The organism is Belliella calami, from assembly GCF_022549695.1.
GTDB lineage: Bacteria > Bacteroidota > Bacteroidia > Cytophagales > Cyclobacteriaceae > Belliella > Belliella calami.
On the sequence record NZ_JAKZGS010000023.1, the window covers coordinates 17,863 to 35,687 of the forward strand.

Genomic DNA, 17,825 nt, shown 5'->3' on the forward strand with positions numbered 1-17,825 from the left:
GATATGGTTAAATTAAAATTTGTACATTTTCCTTGCATTCTCGACAAAAAGCTTCCTGTTTACCTCCTCAGGAAGCTCCAAGCCAGTAAATTCCCCCTTAAATTCTGGTGCTGTCATTTTGTTGTTCGTAGTGAAATACTCCTGATGATATTCCCACAATGATTCGAACCTTTGAGCACATTGAACCTCGGTCAAAGAACCATCGTCTATCACATCCGAACCATAGATAATCCTATCCTGGTATTTGATGAAAAACTCCCTTACTTTTTCTCTGTCAACCATACTTTGAAGCTGAACATGGCAAATTCTTTCTGCCAGATCAACATGGAAGTTGGGATACAAATCAAGCCTTTTGGCAACTTCATCAAGATTCCATTCCATGCTTCCGAGATGTGCCCCGACAAAAACCAAATCCTTATGCTTTGCCAAAACCCTATCTCTTGCTGCTATTTGTGCATCATGATTTGGGACTTTTTGATTCAAATACATGTGGTATTCTGGATGATGAGTGAAGTATTCCCTATCGGAATCAACAGACATCTGATCCAATGGCAGCCAGCAGTTTTTGGGTTCACCGATATGGCCTATCATTGGGACTTTTTGTTCCGCCAAATACTTATAAATCGGGTCTAACCTTTGATCATCTGCAAGTAAATAGGTTCCGTCATTTTCTTGCAAAGCCATTCCAAAATTTTTCCAGATTTTGATGGCTGTAGCACCATTGGAAATTGTTTTTTTGATTTGGTTTAGCGCTTTGTTGATCCATTGATCCGAACCAAAGCCAGCTGATTCAAAAGACCCTATGTACCTCACTTGGTTAGGATATTTTTGCTTTAGTTCCAAGACTACAGCTTCCTGCTTTTCCAATGATTCAAAGAATGGAATATCAGTATTGATGGACACAAATGCGGCTCCTTTCTCCAAGGCCTTTTCTAACTTTGCTTCGGAGTTGGTATTCAAATGACAGTGTGCATCAATCAAGTTCATCTTATCTATTGTTTACAATGTTCAATTTGCCTTTTACCAATTCGGTAACTGCGTTTGTTGCTTTTGGAAATACTTTTCTTAAATCTATTTCCTCGTTTTGGGTTAATATATCCTGAAGGGTCTTCATAAAGATGTTTTTGATCTCCGTAGCCAAATTGACTTTGCAGATTCCATTTTGTATAGCTGTGCGAAGTTGTGATTCTGGTACTCCAGAACTACCATGAAGTACAAATGTAGCTTCAGTCACTTCTGCGACTATTGATTTCAATAAATCTATTTGGAGCATTGGTTCTTCTTTGTAAAATCCATGGGCAGTACCAATAGAAATTGCCAAAGCATCCACTCCTGTTTCTTCGACAAATTGTTTCGCTTCTTGGGGCTGCGTAAAACCATTGTGTGCGTGTGATTGTCCAAGTTTTGCGACAAATCCCAACTCAGCCTCAACATGAGCTCCATAGGATTTTGCTCTTTTCACGACCTCTTGTGTGAGCTTTACATTTTCGGAAAATGGCAACTCGGATCCGTCAATCATTACTGAATCAAACCCAGCATCCAGACAACTTTGGGCTAAGTCCACAGAGCCTCCGTGATCCAAGTGGATCCAACCTTCTACACCAAATTGCTTCAACCCTTCCCTTCCCATAGCTACAGCAGTATTCAAACCCATGTAGTCTATGGAACTTTGCGTCAATTGCAATATAATAGAATCTCCTGTTTGTTGTGCAGCACCAAGGACACCATGCAATGTTTCCAGATTGTAGAAATTGGTGGCAAGAAGTCCTCTTTTCTCTTCTGTAAGTAGTTTTAATTTATTCTTAAGATTCATAAATTATATATCCTGATTGAAAATTTCTTTAGCTATTTTGGTGAGTTGGGAGTTTGATTGAAATGCACCTGTACCACCTGCAGCTGTAGTATTGATCGCTCCAATCAGATTCCCGAATTTTAGGCAGTCAATTAATGGATCTCCAAAGAGGAATTTTGAAATAAAACCAGCATTGAAACTGTCTCCTGCACCAATGGCATCTACAAAGGAAGAATGTGAATATCCTCGTTGAACAGTTTGCTTTCCATTAGATACTAGGATACTGCCTTCTTCCCCCATTTTCAAAGCCACTTGATTGGCAAATGGACTTATTTTATCCAAAGCTTCTTCGACAGAATCAACTTTAGTGATACCAAGCAACTCAGATTTGTTTGGAAGGAAAATATCAACAAAAGGCAAGCATGCGGCATAGTCAAAATCAAAAGCTCCTTCGGGATCAGTCTGAAGGTCAAGGGATGTTGTCAGTCCAGCATCTTTTGCTTTTTTGAACAGTTGGACTATATCATTTTTGATGTTTTTCTGAAGAAAAAGGTTGGAAAAATGCAGGTGGTCAAATTGCTTTATCTCACTCCAGGGCACATCCTCTATGGTAAGGTTTTCCATAGCACCACAAAACGTGACATTGGCCCTGTCTTGATCATAATTCATCACTACGGTAACCCCTGATTGTTTATTTTTTACTTTTCTCAAAAAAGAACAATCAACTCCCCTATCTACCAATACCTTTTCAATAAATTCTCCAAAATAATCACTGCCCACCATTCCGCAAAAGGAGGTATCAATACCCAGAATCGAAATGTTCGAAGCAAATATTGCAGAACTACTTCCCAGAGTAAGATTCATATCATTGGCGATAATTTCATCTCCAATCTTTGGAAAGCCTTCTATATTATTCAATATCAGATCGACATTCAACTCCCCTACAACCAGAATTTTCTTGTTTCCCATTTCTCAGTTTTTTATTTCAACTCTGTCATAGAGCGTTTCAACATCATTTTTATACAGCATACCCAAATCTTCCCTAAGACAGTTGGCAGCTCCGCATGCCACGCCGAATTTTGCAATCTCTTCGATAGGCATACCTTTATTTACAGCGAAGCAAATCCCTGCTGTAAGACAATCACCACTTCCAACAGTGCTAATCACCTTATCCAAAATCACCTTAGCATGTATTTGACGATTGTTAAACCTTAGCTCCAAACCTTCTTTTCCTTTCGTCAATGCCAAGCATTCAATTTTCTCAAAAGCATTCTCACCAAAATCTTTACAGGTTTCCAAGTATTCAGATTCATTTAAATGAAGTCCAAAAACATCCTCTTTCAAGGCATTTTCCAATTGTTCCCCTGTGCAATCCAGAAAGACTTTTACATTTCCTTGATTTGCCAACTTTACCAATTGCTGACAAGCATCCCGAGGGCTCCCACTTGGCCAGGAACCTGAAATACAAACCATTGAGGCTTTTCGAAGTGAGTTTTTATAATTTTCCAAAAACTCCTTGAAATCAATTTCATTCAATTGTGGACCAGGCTCTAGAATTTCAGTATGATCTGATTCTGATTCTGTTGTGATAAATGTGAAGCATTTTCTATTAGATCCCTGAATGTCAATCCCTGATAACTTCACTCCCTGATTTGTGCAAGAATTTTTTATCCAGCTCCCAGTTGCTCCTGCCCAGATACCCATCAACTCCACATCCGCAACTAGCTCTTGGAGTGCCAATGCGACATGAATCCCTTTTCCTCCAGGAAATTCTTTTATTTTTTCAATCCTGTTGCTTAAACCCAATTTAATCGAAGGCAAATAAGCAAAAGTATCTATGGAAGGGTTTGGACAGACTGCTAAGATCATTTTAATGCTTGTTATAAATTTTCACTCCTTGAACTACCCTAGAAATAGCTCCACTTACAGAAGGACTATCAGGATGAAGACCTAAAGCCAACGATTTGTAAAATCCTAGTAACTGACCAATTAGCGTAGCTACCAACACATTGAAATCCCCAACAGTATTATCTGAAGAGCTATTGGAAACATTCAAAATGGAATCAAAATCATCCTTTTCTTGAATTCCAAAACTAATGGAAGGAATCTCCCTCAAATCCGATGAAATGCTTTTGGCTAAATCTCTTTCATACTGATATACATGTGCATCATGAGAAAAAAGGAATACTACTAAACTCTTTTCATTCAATACAGCTCTTGGCCCATGTCTAAAACCCAAAAATGAGTCATGCTTACAGACTACTTGACCGTCAGTCAGCTCCTGAAGTTTCAAATGACATTCTCTGGCAATTCCCAATAATGGCCCTGAACCCAAAAATATGACTCTTTCAAAGTCCAAATCAGCTATTTTTTGAAATTTGGGAGGATAATTATTCAAGATGTATTCAGCATACTTAGAGGCTGATGCGACTTCTTCTTTCTTCGAAATCATTGCCTTCAAATCTGAAATCAGCAAAACTGAAAGCAACATTGAAGTAAAACTGCCAGTCATAGCCAAGCTTTTGTCATTAGCTTCTTTGGGCAATTGCAGACAATGAGTATTTGATTTGTGTTGCCTCGCATATTCAGCCAATTGACCTTCTTCATTGCAAGTGATGATAAAATGGTATAGGTTGCTTGCATGTAAATCAGCAAGTCTTACCGTTTCCACACTTTCGGGACTGTTGCCTGATCTCGCAAATGAAATCAAAAGTGTAGGTACATCATCCATGAAAAACAATTCAGGATGCGTTACCAAGTCTGTAGTAGCAAGAGCCTGAGTGATTTTCCCTGTATTCTTCTGAACCAAACCTTGTGCTGCTTCGCCAATAAATGCCGAAGAACCAGCACCGGTGAGAATGATTCGGAGGTTGGGGATTTCAAAAATCGGGTCTAAAAATGCTAAAATTTGACTTTTGTTTGTGTCAATCAAATTCAATACATCTAACCAAAGATGAGGCTGATGCGCAATTTCCCTTGCGGTTTCATGTGCACCAACTCTCTCGGCTTTTTGATGGTCTAAGTTTAAGTAGGTTGTTGATATCATTGTTTTTTGGTTATTCTTTGTCTATTAATTTATATACAACTGCAAAGGCGAGGATGGATCCTAAAAGCATCCCATACCCTAGATTTGGTTCTCCTAATACAATTTTTCCAATCCCTATCAGTAAGGCATAAATTGCGATAACTCCTATGGCAAAAGAAAAAATAGCTTTTTGGAATCCAAACAAATTCTCATCCACTACAATCCCTGAATCTGTCTTGGCCAAAGCACGAACTTTCGCCCAGCCTCTACCAGGTACTTTTGTTATGGTCAAAAAATTCACCAATACTTTTTGATCTGTTGGCTTTGAAATGAAAGTAACTAAAACCCAACTAATAGTGGTAATAGCAACACCAATAACTAATTCAATATGAGTAGGTAAAGGATTGAAGTAAAGCTTGTGGACAAATGAAAAGTACAATGCCACCAAGAATGAAACGATCATAGCTGCCAATTCACTTGCCGCATTGATTCTCCACCAATACCATCTCAAAATGTATAACAGACCAGTTCCAGCACCGATTTGCAATAAAATACTAAAGCTTTGCAGTGCATTCTCCAGTTGTAGGGCAATCAATCCACCCAAAAGCATAATCAAAACAGTAGCGATTCTTCCAACATTCACGAGTGTTTTTTGGGAACTGTTTGGGTTGATGAATCTTTTGTAGAAATCATTGACAACATAAGATGCTCCCCAATTTAAATGAGTGGACAAAGTGGACATATACGCTGCCACAAGTGAGGTAACGACCAAGCCCATCAGTCCCACAGGCAAGAAAGATAACATCGCTGGATAGGCTATATCATCTTGGATAATATTAGAAGCAGTATTCGGAAATGCTGCACTGATGTCTGATAAATTTGGAAATACGATAATGGAGCATAATGCAACAATGATCCATGGCCAAGGCCTGATTGCATAATGCACTATGTTGAAAAGCAAAACTGAGCTAAAGGCATGTTTTTCATTTTTTGCCGCAAGCATCCTTTGTACTACATATCCACCACCACCAGGCTCAGCTCCTGGATACCATACAGACCACCATTGAATAAACAAAGGGATAAAAAAGACCATAACTGCCAATTCCATATTTCCGAAATCAGGCAGAATATTCAATCTTTTGCTCACTTCAGGATTTGCCAATAGATTTTCCATTCCTCCCACTGCAGGATGAGTTACTGCTATATAAGCTGCCGCAATAGCACCCCCAAGAGAAAGTCCAAATTGGATAAAATCTGTCAAAACCACTCCCCTCAAACCTCCTAATGAACTATATATAACTGTTACTACACCAGAAATCAAAAGCGTTTGCAATGGACTAATCCCCAATAATATCCCTCCAATCTTTATCGCAGCAAGAGAAACTGAAGCGATGATCACAACATTGAAGAAAACTCCTAGATATATAGCGCGGAAACCTCTTAAAAAGGCAGCGATTTTCCCACTGTAGCGCATTTCATAAAACTCAATATCGGTCAAAACCCCAGATCTTTTCCAAAGTTTTGCGAAGAAAAATACGGTCAACATGCCTGTCAGCAAAAAACTCCACCAAACCCAATTTCCAGAAATCCCATTTTTACGGACAATATCAGTAACCAAATTTGGGGTGTCTGTAGAAAAAGTGGTGGCCACCATAGAGATTCCCAAAAGCCACCAGGACATCGTACCTCCTGCATTGAAGTACTCCTCCTGACTTTTGGAAGCTTTCTTTGCTGTGTACAAGCCAATGACAAGCGAAACTGCAAAAAAGGCAATCAATATGATCCAATCAATCTGTTGTAAAAGCATTATTCTTTCGAATCTTTATGTTATATATTTTCTTATTAATTCTTAAATTTTAAAGGAACCGCTATAATTTTCCCCTAACAAATGCATTTTCCTTTATCAAATTTTGAGAATTGTGCCCAAACAAACTGATTCGGCCATAAAAACTCAAAAACAAACCCTTTTTTATTCAGCAAAGCTTAAGTTTTGTTTGATAGTTTCGGAATTTATCGAAATATAAAAACTTTCATTATTATATGAAACGAAATTAAAATATTTTCATTTTATTTTTTTAATAAAACAAAAAAACCCTGACAAGCGGTAGCTTATCAGGGCTTAAATAATAATGGAAAATGTAGTTTATTTTACTTCTATAGAATACACTGCACTTTCACGATTGGAAGGTGTCACAATAATATATTTTAGTTTTAAAGGACCCTGCCCATCTCCAGGGGTCGGCATCAAAAATTCACCCCTGTACAATTGTGAAGTCCTATCTGCCTGATGGCCATCATAAGTATAGTAGATTTGACTTCCTTTTACACTTGGTGTCATTTTGATAAATTTCTTTCCGTCAGCATCCGAAATTTCAATTTTTGCTTCTGGAATTCTAAAATTCACTTCCTGATATTCAAGTTCCGCTAGTCTTTTTGGAAGCCTTGAGGTAAAAAATGCATCATAGTCTTTATTCTCCTTAGGCATCCAAGCTACTTCAGACAATGCCAAAAGCCTTGGAAAAACCATATACTGCATCTTTGCAAATGAAGGGACATATTCTGTCCACATATTTGCCTGTACGCCCAAAATATGCTTTTGCTGCTCTTCAGTCAGTGACTCAGGTTTTGGATAATAACTGTAAACCTTCTCCAAAGGCAACAGACAACAAATAAATAAAGGCTCATCAGCCTGAGAACCTTGTCCGTGATCAATGTACATGTGACTGTTTGGAGTCATGATCACATCATGGTTCATCTTGGCTGCTTCAATACCTCCAGCTTCTCCCCTCCAACTCATCACCGTAGCATTTGGCGCTAACCCTCCTTCCAAAATCTCATCCCAGCCAATCAGGTTTCTCCCATTCTTATTCAAAAACTTCTCAATTCTCCTGATAAAGAAGCTTTGCAACTCATGCTCATCTTTCAATTTGTTTTTCTTGATGAAATCCTGGGCAATAGCGGAAGTTTTCCAATGATCTTTCGGAACTTCATCTCCTCCTATATGGATATATTCACTTGGAAAGATATCCATCACTTCTGTCAAAACATCTTCCAAAAACCTGAATGTAGATTCCTTTGGACCATAAATATTGTAAAGAACACCCCAATAGCCTGGTACTTTTGGATAAATTTCATTGTTATATAAATTACCCTTTTCATCTTTTGCTACAATTGTACCTTTTTGAACTCCACCATCTTTCACCTCAAAACTTCCCAATTCGGGATATGCTGCCAATACTGCGGATGTATGGCCTGGCAGCTCAATTTCCGGTATTACTGTTATTTTCCGATCGGCTGCATATTGTACCAATTCTCTAGCTTCCTCTTGCGTATAGTAGCCACCATGTTTGATCCCATCATAAATAAATGGTTTGAAATCTCCGTATTGTCCAATAATAGTCTCATCCCTCCATGCTGCTATCTCTGTAAGCTTTGGATACTTTTTGATCTCCAATCGCCATCCCTGATCATCCGTCAAATGCCAATGAAGTCTGTTCAACTTAAAATGTGCCATCAAGTCTACAATCTGCTTCATTTCATCAAGCGTCCTGAAATGCCTACTTACATCTATCATCAATCCCCTGTAACCAAACTCAGGCTTATCGTCAATTTCCAAAACCGGAACTGTCAATTTACCATCGCTTTCTTCGATTAATTGCAATAAAGTCTGAAATGCATAAAAAACACCAGCTTCTCCTCCTTTTATCTCAATTTTGCTTTGATCTACTACCAAATGATACGCTTCCGGATCAAGATTTTTATCGTAGGAAACTGAGATAAGTGTATTGGTTTGATTTTGGGATGAAATGCCAAGGTTTACGTGATATCTATTTTTTAGGTAGTCATTGAAGAGTGAAGCTGATTTTCTTAGTCCAGCACTTTCAGCAAAAACCAAAGCTCCATCTCCAATCTCCACATTACCTGTACCCATATTTACTTTCAATGGATAAGGAACTACAGATAAGGACTCACCTTGTTGTCCATATAGTAAAGCAATATTGAAAAAAATAGAAAGGCATCCTGCTATCACAAATTTAAATTGTTTCTTCATTTCAAATATTAATTAGATTTTAAATTGATCTACTTCACGATAAGCTTTGATCAGTGCTTTTTCTCCTTCTATTCCAGAAGAAGCATTTCCATGTTCCATCCCAACTATTCCCTCAAAGCCTTTTTCCGCTAAAAATTTGAAAACATTTTTATAATTGATTTCGCCAGTTCCAGGTTCTTTTCTTCCTGGATTATCGCCAACTTGGATATAGGCAATTTCATCCCAGCATTTTTCCATATTTGGTATTAAGTTCCCTTCGTTTCGCTGCATGTGGTAAGCATCATAGAGGATTTTGCATGCAGGGCTTCCTACCGCTTTGCAAATTGCATAGGATTGATCAGAGTTTCTTAGGAATAGTTCTGGAGTATCACTCAAAGGTTCAAGCACCATAGTCAAACCATGGGGTTCTAAAATTTCAGCTCCCCTTTTGAGTGCTTCAATGACATTTCCGGTCTGTATACCCAAAGGCAAATTTCTTTCATAAAAACCAGGGACTACAGTCATCCACTTTGCATTGACACGTTTGGCAACCTCTACAGATTTTTTGCATGTATTGATGAAGTTTTCCAAAAATTCTTCTTTTCCAGTAGTCAGAGAAATCTTCCAATTATCACCTCCATCTACTACAAATACACCCATGGTCATCTGAAGTCTCTCAAGTGCTTTCGCTATTCTCTCTTGTTCTTCTACCGGCCTTCCCAACATCCCATTATCTTCCAAAGATCGAAAACCTTGATCTGCCATAAAATCAAGCTGAGAGACGAGATCTTTTCCAGCATGATTTTGGAACATCCCAAAATGCGGTGCATAATCCAAATTAAACCTATCTGCTTTTCTCACAAAACTTTCTCCAGCAATCAGGTCAAACCCTGTCAATCCACCTATAATTGAGCCCAAAGAAACGTTTCTAATAAATTTTCTCCTTTTCATCCTTCTTAAATTACTTTGGTTTTACCAGGAACAGCAAAAGGATAAAATCCATCTGAATTGGGAAGGACTTTAGGATCAGCATCCCATGCTAATTTTTCAGGTTTCAAATCTATTTCGGAATTGATGGCATCTTCCCACAAAACAGTCTTACCTGAATAAGTAGCATATCGACCCATGATGGCTGTCATGGTACTTTTGGCTGCATTTTCTGCATCAGAGAATTTAAATTCGCCATTGAATATTGCCTCAAAAAGTACGTCATGCTCTTTCTGGTATGGATTTTTGTTTCCTCTACCATTGTGCTCATATATTTGGTTGCCATTTGCATCCCATAGCAATCCTTTATTCCCAGCACTTAGGTATGCTCTTCCTTTGGTCCCTTGAAAAGACTCATCGACCCTGTTGTGTGCACCTGGAAAATGTCTGCATTCCCCTAAAATAACCGAACCATCCTCATAGGTATAAGTCACTGAATGATGATCAAAGATCTCCCCATGATCTTTTCCTGTCCTGATCATTCGACCTCCAGTCCCCTCTGCTTTTACCGGATATCCTCTTTTCACCCAATTCACAACATCGAGGTTATGGACATGTTGTTCTACAATATGGTCACCACAGAGCCAATTGAAATAATACCAGTTTCTCATTTGGTACTCCATTTCGGTTTGTCCCTCCTCTCTGGGTTTTACCCAAACTCCACCGTCATTCCAATACACTTGTCCCGAAACAATATCTCCTATAGAACCATCATGGATTCTATTGACTGTTTGAATGTAATTATCCTGATACCTCCTCTGCAATCCTACTACAACATTAAGTTTTTTACTTTTTGCTTCTTCTGCTGCTTTTAGCACTTTTCTAATTCCCACGGCGTCAGTTGCCACAGGCTTTTCCATAAAAATCTGTTTGTTTTGGCTAACAGCTTCTTCGAAGTGGTCAGGGCGAAACCCTGGAGGTGCAGCAAGAATTACAACATCTGCTTCTTTGATAGCGCTTTTGTATGCATCAAAACCTACAAACTTTCTATCTTCTGGAACATCAACTTTGTCTTTTCCGAATTTATCCAAAATTGGCTTGAAACTTTGATCCAATCTATCTCTGAATGCATCAGCCATGGCTACAAGCTTGATGTTATATCCTGTTTCGAAAGCTTGGAAAACAGCACCTGTTCCCCTTCCACCGCATCCTATCAGGGCAATTTTGATGGTATCTGTTCCCGAGGCATATGCACCAGCAAATGAATAAGGATTTATCAATGCACCACCTGTCAGCAATGCAGATGTTTTGAGAAAATTTCTTCTTTGGTTCATGGTTTGGTTATTTTAGTAATCTAATATGGGTTGAGTATTATAATATTGTTCAATTTCTTCTTGTGAAGGAGTTTTCAATGGCCTCACCAACCTCAAACCTACAAATGGTGCTTCGGGAAACCACCATTTACTCTTTGGGATCTGAGGATCAAGTTGTTTCCAAATGGGGTCTGACACGAATCTTTTAGCTACTCTCAATTCACCTTCAATACTTTCATAATGTCCACCCCTGAGTACTCTTGGGTATAGGTTTTCGGGATTTTTGACAGGATTTTTGAGAATTCCTTGAGCTATTTCGTAAGGCTCATATTGGTCATATGTCCATTCCATTACATTGCCAATGATATCAAAAAGTCCCCATGGATTTGGATTCTTTTTTCCTACTTCATGAGTAGTACCACCACTATTATCTTCATACCAAGCATATGTATCCAATAGTCCTCTATCATTTCCAAAAAAATACCTGTCACTTGTGCCAGCCCTTGCTGCATACTCCCACTCTGCTTCTGTAGGTAATCTGTAAAATATCCCTGTCTTCTTATATAACCAATGACAAAATTGAATTGCTCCATACTGGGTCATGCCTATAGCAGGTTTGTTCTCCTTGCCCATACCGAATGTCATATCCAAATAAGGTGTACTTGGCCTGCTCAGACCATCTACATTTTTTGGCAATGGCTGGGTACTTATTGCTTTTTCATAATCTTTATCCAAAAACATTTCAAAGATATCCCATGTCACCTCGTGCGTTCCCATCCAAAACGCATCAATTTCCACCTCCCTTACTGGCGATTCATCTTCATCATGTCCTTCTTCACTTTTTGAACTCCCCATCATGTAGCTGCCCTCTGGTATTGGTGTCATGCTAAATGAAACTGTAGTATTGGGAATGTTTTGTTGATAAGGTTCAAATTTTTCTGATTGCATTCTGAATGAAAAAGCCAATATCAAAATGGCAACAGAAAAAAGAATTGAATATGGTTTATTCATTTTTTAGGTTTTGGGAAATCGCTGTAGGAAAGATGATTTTTAAAATTCAAGAACTTAAATATAAAAAAAATTAACAAAGCATTAAATCATTTGAAAATTTATCGAAAGAGATTAGAAAGAAAAAGAAATTATTCTGTTTTTTTTATGTGTATTGTTCCTAATAACAACCTGTGAATGATTGTCATTTGCAAAAAAGAGGTGTTTTTGATTGAAGATACTCTTCAATTAAGATGTTGAGACAATGGAATTTGAAGGGGTTTCGAATTTACGTTTACAGAAATTTTCCCGTCGCTTATCTAAATATTTTAAAGGCAAAACAACATTTTTACAAAACCTCAAAAGCCAACCTGGAAAAGTTTGGAAAACCCATTGATTAAGAAAAATTGCGAAACCATGGGTAAAGAAGCGAAAATACATGAAAAATTATATTTTTAAATTTAAAAACACATTATTTCATTAAAATATGCTTTTTATAAACACTATTATTCAATGTATTATAACATTTTTTGACTTTTTTTAAACATTTTTTGTAGCGTTTTGAGGAATGCTGTCGTATTGACTTCGTGAGCGTTCCACAAACATTATACAAACCAAACTAAAAGGATTATGAAGAATTTACTAAGAAAACTACCAACATTATTAATCGCCGCATTTGTCGTAATGAGTTTCAGTAGCTGTAGTGATGATGAAAACCCATGTATAGATGAAAATCTTGTTTCGTTTAAATTAGTGGTAATTGATGCTGAAGGCAACAATATTTTTGGAGAAGAAAGCGTATGGGACGCTGAGAATGTGTTGATCACATATTTGAACGAAGAGAATGAAGTAGAATCTGCAGACATTGAAGTGAAGCAAGATGCGGATGATGCAATTTATTTTGAATCAGCTGAGATTTCTGAACTAAGTCTTGATGGTGTTTTGGATTTTACGTTGGTTCTTGACAATGATAATAGCATAGATTTCGAATTTATCGTTACTGAAGTAAGCGGAACTGATTGCCTAGCTTTTGAATATGTTGCAAATGATGTAGAAGGAGAAAGCTTAGAAACGACTGGTTCCAATCCGACCGTCTATATTTTAACTTTTGACGCAACTGAAGAATAATCAATCTGAATTTACTTTATCGATTATGGAAAGCTGCTCACTTAAAGTAAATTTAAATTGATACATTTCTGATGTTTCATCAAAAACAAAAAAGGGGCTCATATTGAAGCCTCTTTTTTTGCTCGGCATTGTTCTTGTAAGGTTAAAAAAAACAAATAAAAAACACCATGAGTCGATTTTTGATCAGTTGCTTTGTATTAGTCTTGACATTTTCATCTTGTAGCCAGAAGGCAACTCAATTAGGAAAAGCATCCTATTACAATGATAAGTATCATGGTAAAGCAACTTCGAGTGGTGAGAAATATAGGAAAAACAAATTGACCGCAGCGCATAAAACACTGCCTTTTGGGACAAAAGTGAAAGTCATCAACCAAACAAATGGAAAGAAAGTTACAGTTAGGATCAATGACAGGGGGCCTTTTGTAAGTGGAAGAATCATAGACCTTTCAAAAAGAGCTGCAAAGCAAATAGATTTGATAGATGCTGGCGTAGCAGATGTAAAAATCAAATACAAGAAATAATGTAGCTGGATTGCTTATCTTTGCCGTATGACAAATCACACGGAAGCGACCCAGGAAATACTCAATCACCTTCAGATAAATGCCCTCAATGAAATGCAGTTGGATTTCATTGAGAGAGCAAAGCACCACGACAACCTTATGCTACTGGCTCCTACAGGATCCGGAAAGACTTTGGCATACCTATTTCCACTTTTAGAATTTCTGCAATCAGATCTTAGGGCAGTTCAGGCACTGATTGTCGTACCTTCTCGAGAATTGGCCATACAAATTGAGCAAGTTTTCAAAAGTATGAAAACTACTTTCAAAGTAAGCACTTGCTATGGTGGTCATTCCATGAAAATAGAGCAAAATAGCCTTGCTGAAGGACCTGCTTTAGTGATAGGAACTCCAGGCAGACTGAAAGATCATTTTGAAAGGGATTCATTTGACCCAAGTGCCATAAAAGTTGTGATTTTGGACGAGTTTGACAAATCCTTGCAACTTGGTTTTCATGATCAAATCAGAAATATCTTAAGGCCTATGGCTAGTACGCTTAAGTACTTTCTGACTTCAGCTACCAAAATGGACAGACTTCCTGAGTTTATCCCTTTCAGTGACCCTGAGACAGTCAATTATTTACAAGATGAAGACGAATCGAAACTAGAACTAAAATTGGTAAATACGCCAAGCATTGAAAAAGCAGAAACATTGATGCGCTTGGTAGCAGAGTTCAACAATGAGGCTTGCATTGTTTTTTGTAACCACAGAGATGCTGTAGATAGGATAAGCACATTGTTGACAGATTTTGATTTCCCCCATGGAATTTTGCATGGAGGAATGGAGCAAATTGACCGAGAAAAAAATCTTATTAAATTTAGATCTGGCGCACACAACTTGCTGATCGCGACAGATTTGGCTTCCAGAGGACTCGACATACCAGAAATCAAGCATGTGGTACACTATCAGTTGCCTCCAAAAGTAGAAGCGTTTACCCACAGAAATGGCCGAACTGCAAGGATGCATGCAGAAGGTCAAGGATATTTGATTTTGGCAAATGACGAAATGCTTCCTGAGTATATTGACAAAGAAGTAGAAGAAATATATCCTTCACAAAATTTTGTCAGTCCAGAACTCCCGGATTTTGAGTGTTTGTACATCAGTGCCGGAAAAAAGGATAAAATAAGCAAAGGAGATATTGTAGGTCTTCTGACCAAAAAAGGTGGACTTGATGGTAAAGACATTGGAGTCATCAGCATTTTGGATTTCTCAGCTTATGTAGCTGTCAAAAGAGAATTGGCAGAGAAAGTCCTCAAAAAAGTCAACCAAGAGAAATTGAAAAAAATCAAAGTCAAAATTGCTATTGCAAACTAAATAAAAGCGCCCCAAAAAGATTACTTTTTGGGGCGATTTCTTTTAAGTAAGCTTTAAATTTTCAAAATCAATTGGCAGGTAGTACTTTGGCACTCACCTCACCAAAACCTACTCTCACTCCGTCTTTTTCACAGTACCCTCTCATGACAACAGTGTCACCATCCTCGATAAACTTCCGTTCTTCACCATCTTCCAACTGAACAGGTTTGGTTCCTTTCCAGGACAGCTCCAACATAGAACCATAGCTATCCTCTGTTGGCCCTGAAATAGTACCAGAAGCATACATATCTCCTACGTTGATATTGCATCCATTGACCGTGTGATGTGCAAGTTGCTGGGCAATGTTCCAATACATATATTTATAATTGGAGCTACATACTTTATTTAGATTTTTACCTTCAGGCTGAATGAACGCCTCTAAAGTAATATCAAAAGCATGATCTTTTTCGCATTGCAAATACGGAAGTACTTCCTGATCTTGCTTGGGACCAGTCACTCTAACATACTCCAAAGCTTCCAAAGTTACTATCCAAGGAGAAATACTGGACGCGAAATTTTTCCCTAAAAATGGCCCTAAAGGAACATATTCCCAAGCTTGTATATCTCTAGCTGACCAATCATTGAACAAAACAAATCCGAAAATAAACTCTTCGGCATCTTCGGTTTTTACAGATTCACCCATTTTGGTTTGTCTTCCTGTAATGAAAGCGAGTTCCAATTCAAAATCCAATCTTCTGGTAGGTCCAAATTCAGGAACTTCCATATTTGCGTCTTTAAATTGACCTTTTGGTCTTGTGATTGGAATCCCGGAGGGAACGATAGACGATGCTCTTCCATGGTAGCCCACTGGCAAATGTTTCCAATTTGGCAAAAGTGCATTTTCCGGATCCCTAAACATTGTCCCCACATTGGTGGCATGCTCAATACTGCTATAAAAATCCGTATAATCGCCAATCTTTACAGGAAGGTGCATGATCGCTTCCTTGCGATTGACCATTGCTTTGCCCCTACATTGATGCTCTTTCAAATTTTCATTTTCTTCATCCAAAAGATCCTGAACCCGCTCCCTCACCTTTCTGGTTACTTGCTTTCCAAGGGAAATAAAATCATTGAGTGCATCACGTAAGAAAATGTCATTAGGCAATTGGGTGATATCAGAGAAAAAACCCTCATCGTGAAGTACCGAAAGATCTACGATTTTGTCGCCTATTGCTATACCTGCTCTTGCTGAAATTCTTTTGGTTTCAAATATTCCAAAGGGAAGATTATAAATAGTGAAATCTGAATTTTTGGGCACTGTAACCCAGCTGACTTTGGGTTTAATATTCTGGTGATTCATTATTAAAAATTTGTTTCTGTGGCAAAGTTAAGATTTAATATCACAAGTTAAAAAATGATTACAAAATTCATTGAAATAGTAAATTGATTAGAGTTCAAACAATAAAAACAAGTTTAAATCCAAACTATTTCGAGTCATTTTTGTGGAGCTTTCTTTTTATTTCCTTGACATTTTTTAGAACAATATCTCACTTCATCCCAATTCTTTTCCCACTTTTTTCTCCAAGAAAATGGTCTATTACAAACGATACAAATTTTAGAAGGCAAGTTTTCTTTTTTCACTAAAATCCAACTTACAAAATCTAGAAATTGTTTGTCATGGAAATACGCTATTTCGCCAATAGCTGTTTAAAATTATAGGTGTGTCCACAATATTGCACGTTGAATAGGAAGTAGCTTTGTAAGTTGTGGATACTCATCAGCAGGAAACAAAACCTCAATTCGTTCATCAAGCAATCTGTTGATTGGCTACATGCAAGAAAGCAGATAGTCATAAAAATCATGTTTTCATTACAACTAGTACTATCGACTCTCGCCGATTATCCGCCGGATTTTATATGAAAATTCACCCATAGTTTTCATTGCGGGTAATCACATTGCTCACTTCAATTTTTCATTGTTTTGGTGTCTGTCTTTGTCTCTTATATTTTTCTTTTCAAAATTTTTCTCAAGCGCCTCTGTAAGATTCACTCCAGTTTGATTGGCGAGGCAAATCAAAACCCAAAGCACATCTGCCATCTCATCAGCCAAATCCCCTCCTTTGTCTGATTCTTTATAAGATTGCTCACCATATTTTCTTGACATGATTCTAGCAAGCTCTCCTACTTCTTCCATCAGAATCGACATATTCGTCAATTCACCAAAATACCTGACTCCCACAGTTTTTATCCAATGATCTACATCCTTTTGGGCTTGTTCTATTGTGATTTGCTTTGATTTCGAATCCATAAGCTTTCTAGTTATATTTTATTTTGGCTGTCAATAGTGATTGTCACAGGGCCGTCATTGATCAGTGACACTTTCATATCAGCCCCAAAAACACCTGTCTGAATCGGCTTACCCAATTCTATTTGCAAAGCTTGTATGAACTTCTCATACATTGGAATAGCAAATTCCGCTTTTGATGCTTTGATGTATGAAGGTCGATTGCCTTTTTTGGTACTGGCATGCAAAGTGAACTGGGATATCAGAAGAATGTCTCCTCCAATGTCCAAAACACTCATGTTCATCACTTCATTAGAATCTGGAAAAATCCTCAAATTGACAATTTTCTTCGAAAGCCAATCTATATCTTCTTGCTTGTCTGCATCTTCTACCCCTATTAGGACAAGAAGTCCCTTCCCTATTTCTCCGCAAATTTTCCCCTCAACTTTTACAGAGGACTCTGTAACACGCTGTAAAACTGCCTTCATGA

General features: G+C 37.8%; 17 protein-coding genes. 3 read left to right on the plus strand and 14 right to left on the minus strand.

The features are described from left to right. Positions 1-12 precede the first annotated feature (12 nt). The 10 genes from MM236_RS18120 to MM236_RS18165 form a co-directional block, all read right to left on the minus strand. Complete coding sequence (locus tag MM236_RS18120; protein ID WP_241276411.1) at positions 13-987, minus strand: amidohydrolase family protein; 975 nt, start codon at positions 985-987, stop codon at positions 13-15. A 1-nt stretch (position 988) separates the two neighbouring features. Beyond that, positions 989-1,813, minus strand: coding sequence for a class II fructose-bisphosphate aldolase (locus tag MM236_RS18125; protein WP_241276412.1), 825 nt, complete (start codon positions 1,811-1,813; stop codon positions 989-991). 3 nt (positions 1,814-1,816) lie between these two features. Next, entirely contained in the window at positions 1,817-2,761 is a 945-nt protein-coding gene (locus tag MM236_RS18130; RefSeq protein ID WP_241276413.1) for a carbohydrate kinase family protein, read from the minus strand. Between the two features lie 3 nt (positions 2,762-2,764). Then, complete coding sequence (locus MM236_RS18135; RefSeq protein ID WP_241276414.1) at positions 2,765-3,661, minus strand: 1-phosphofructokinase family hexose kinase; 897 nt, start codon at positions 3,659-3,661, stop codon at positions 2,765-2,767. A 1-nt stretch (position 3,662) separates the two neighbouring features. Further along, positions 3,663-4,838, minus strand: a complete 1,176-nt coding sequence (locus MM236_RS18140) for an SIS domain-containing protein (RefSeq protein ID WP_241276415.1) — start codon at positions 4,836-4,838, stop codon at positions 3,663-3,665. 10 nt (positions 4,839-4,848) lie between these two features. Then, entirely contained in the window at positions 4,849-6,624 is a 1,776-nt protein-coding gene (locus tag MM236_RS18145; RefSeq protein ID WP_241276416.1) for a sodium:solute symporter family protein, read from the minus strand. A 336-nt stretch (positions 6,625-6,960) separates the two neighbouring features. After that, a complete protein-coding gene (locus MM236_RS18150; RefSeq protein WP_241276417.1) occupies positions 6,961-8,868 on the minus strand; it encodes a beta-N-acetylhexosaminidase in 1,908 nt (635 codons plus the stop codon). 12 nt (positions 8,869-8,880) lie between these two features. After that, positions 8,881-9,798 carry a hydroxypyruvate isomerase family protein gene (locus tag MM236_RS18155; protein ID WP_241276418.1) on the minus strand — a complete coding sequence of 306 codons (918 nt, stop codon included), beginning with the start codon at positions 9,796-9,798 and terminating at the stop codon, positions 8,881-8,883. Between the two features lie 5 nt (positions 9,799-9,803). After that, positions 9,804-11,108, minus strand: a complete 1,305-nt coding sequence (locus tag MM236_RS18160) for a Gfo/Idh/MocA family protein (protein ID WP_241276419.1) — start codon at positions 11,106-11,108, stop codon at positions 9,804-9,806. A gap of 12 nt (positions 11,109-11,120) precedes the next feature. Next, positions 11,121-12,098, minus strand: a complete 978-nt coding sequence (locus MM236_RS18165; RefSeq protein ID WP_241276420.1) for a formylglycine-generating enzyme family protein — start codon at positions 12,096-12,098, stop codon at positions 11,121-11,123. A 606-nt stretch (positions 12,099-12,704) separates the two neighbouring features. Between MM236_RS18165 and MM236_RS18170 the strand changes: the two genes are divergently transcribed. The 3 genes from MM236_RS18170 (at position 12,705) to MM236_RS18180 (ending at position 15,073) form a co-directional block, all read left to right on the plus strand. Further along, entirely contained in the window at positions 12,705-13,202 is a 498-nt protein-coding gene (locus MM236_RS18170; protein ID WP_241276421.1) for a hypothetical protein, read from the plus strand. A 167-nt stretch (positions 13,203-13,369) separates the two neighbouring features. Continuing rightward, entirely contained in the window at positions 13,370-13,723 is a 354-nt protein-coding gene (locus tag MM236_RS18175) for a septal ring lytic transglycosylase RlpA family protein (protein WP_241276422.1), read from the plus strand. A 27-nt stretch (positions 13,724-13,750) separates the two neighbouring features. Then, the gene (locus tag MM236_RS18180; RefSeq protein WP_241276423.1) at positions 13,751-15,073 is read left to right on the plus strand and encodes a DEAD/DEAH box helicase; all 1,323 of its coding nucleotides are present in this window, start codon (positions 13,751-13,753) and stop codon (positions 15,071-15,073) included. 67 nt (positions 15,074-15,140) lie between these two features. On the opposite strand, the gene fahA is transcribed toward MM236_RS18180, so the two are convergent. From fahA to dtd, 4 genes are all read right to left on the minus strand, one after another. Continuing rightward, positions 15,141-16,412, minus strand: coding sequence for a fumarylacetoacetase (fahA, locus tag MM236_RS18185; RefSeq protein WP_241276424.1), 1,272 nt, complete (start codon positions 16,410-16,412; stop codon positions 15,141-15,143). 134 nt (positions 16,413-16,546) lie between these two features. Next, entirely contained in the window at positions 16,547-16,693 is a 147-nt protein-coding gene (locus tag MM236_RS18190; RefSeq protein ID WP_241276425.1) for a DUF2256 domain-containing protein, read from the minus strand. A gap of 318 nt (positions 16,694-17,011) precedes the next feature. Further along, a complete protein-coding gene (locus MM236_RS18195; protein ID WP_241276426.1) occupies positions 17,012-17,359 on the minus strand; it encodes a nucleotide pyrophosphohydrolase in 348 nt (115 codons plus the stop codon). Positions 17,360-17,370: 11 nt separating this feature from the next. Further along, entirely contained in the window at positions 17,371-17,823 is a 453-nt protein-coding gene (dtd, locus tag MM236_RS18200) for a D-aminoacyl-tRNA deacylase (RefSeq protein WP_241276427.1), read from the minus strand. Between the last annotated feature and the right edge of the window lie 2 nt (positions 17,824-17,825).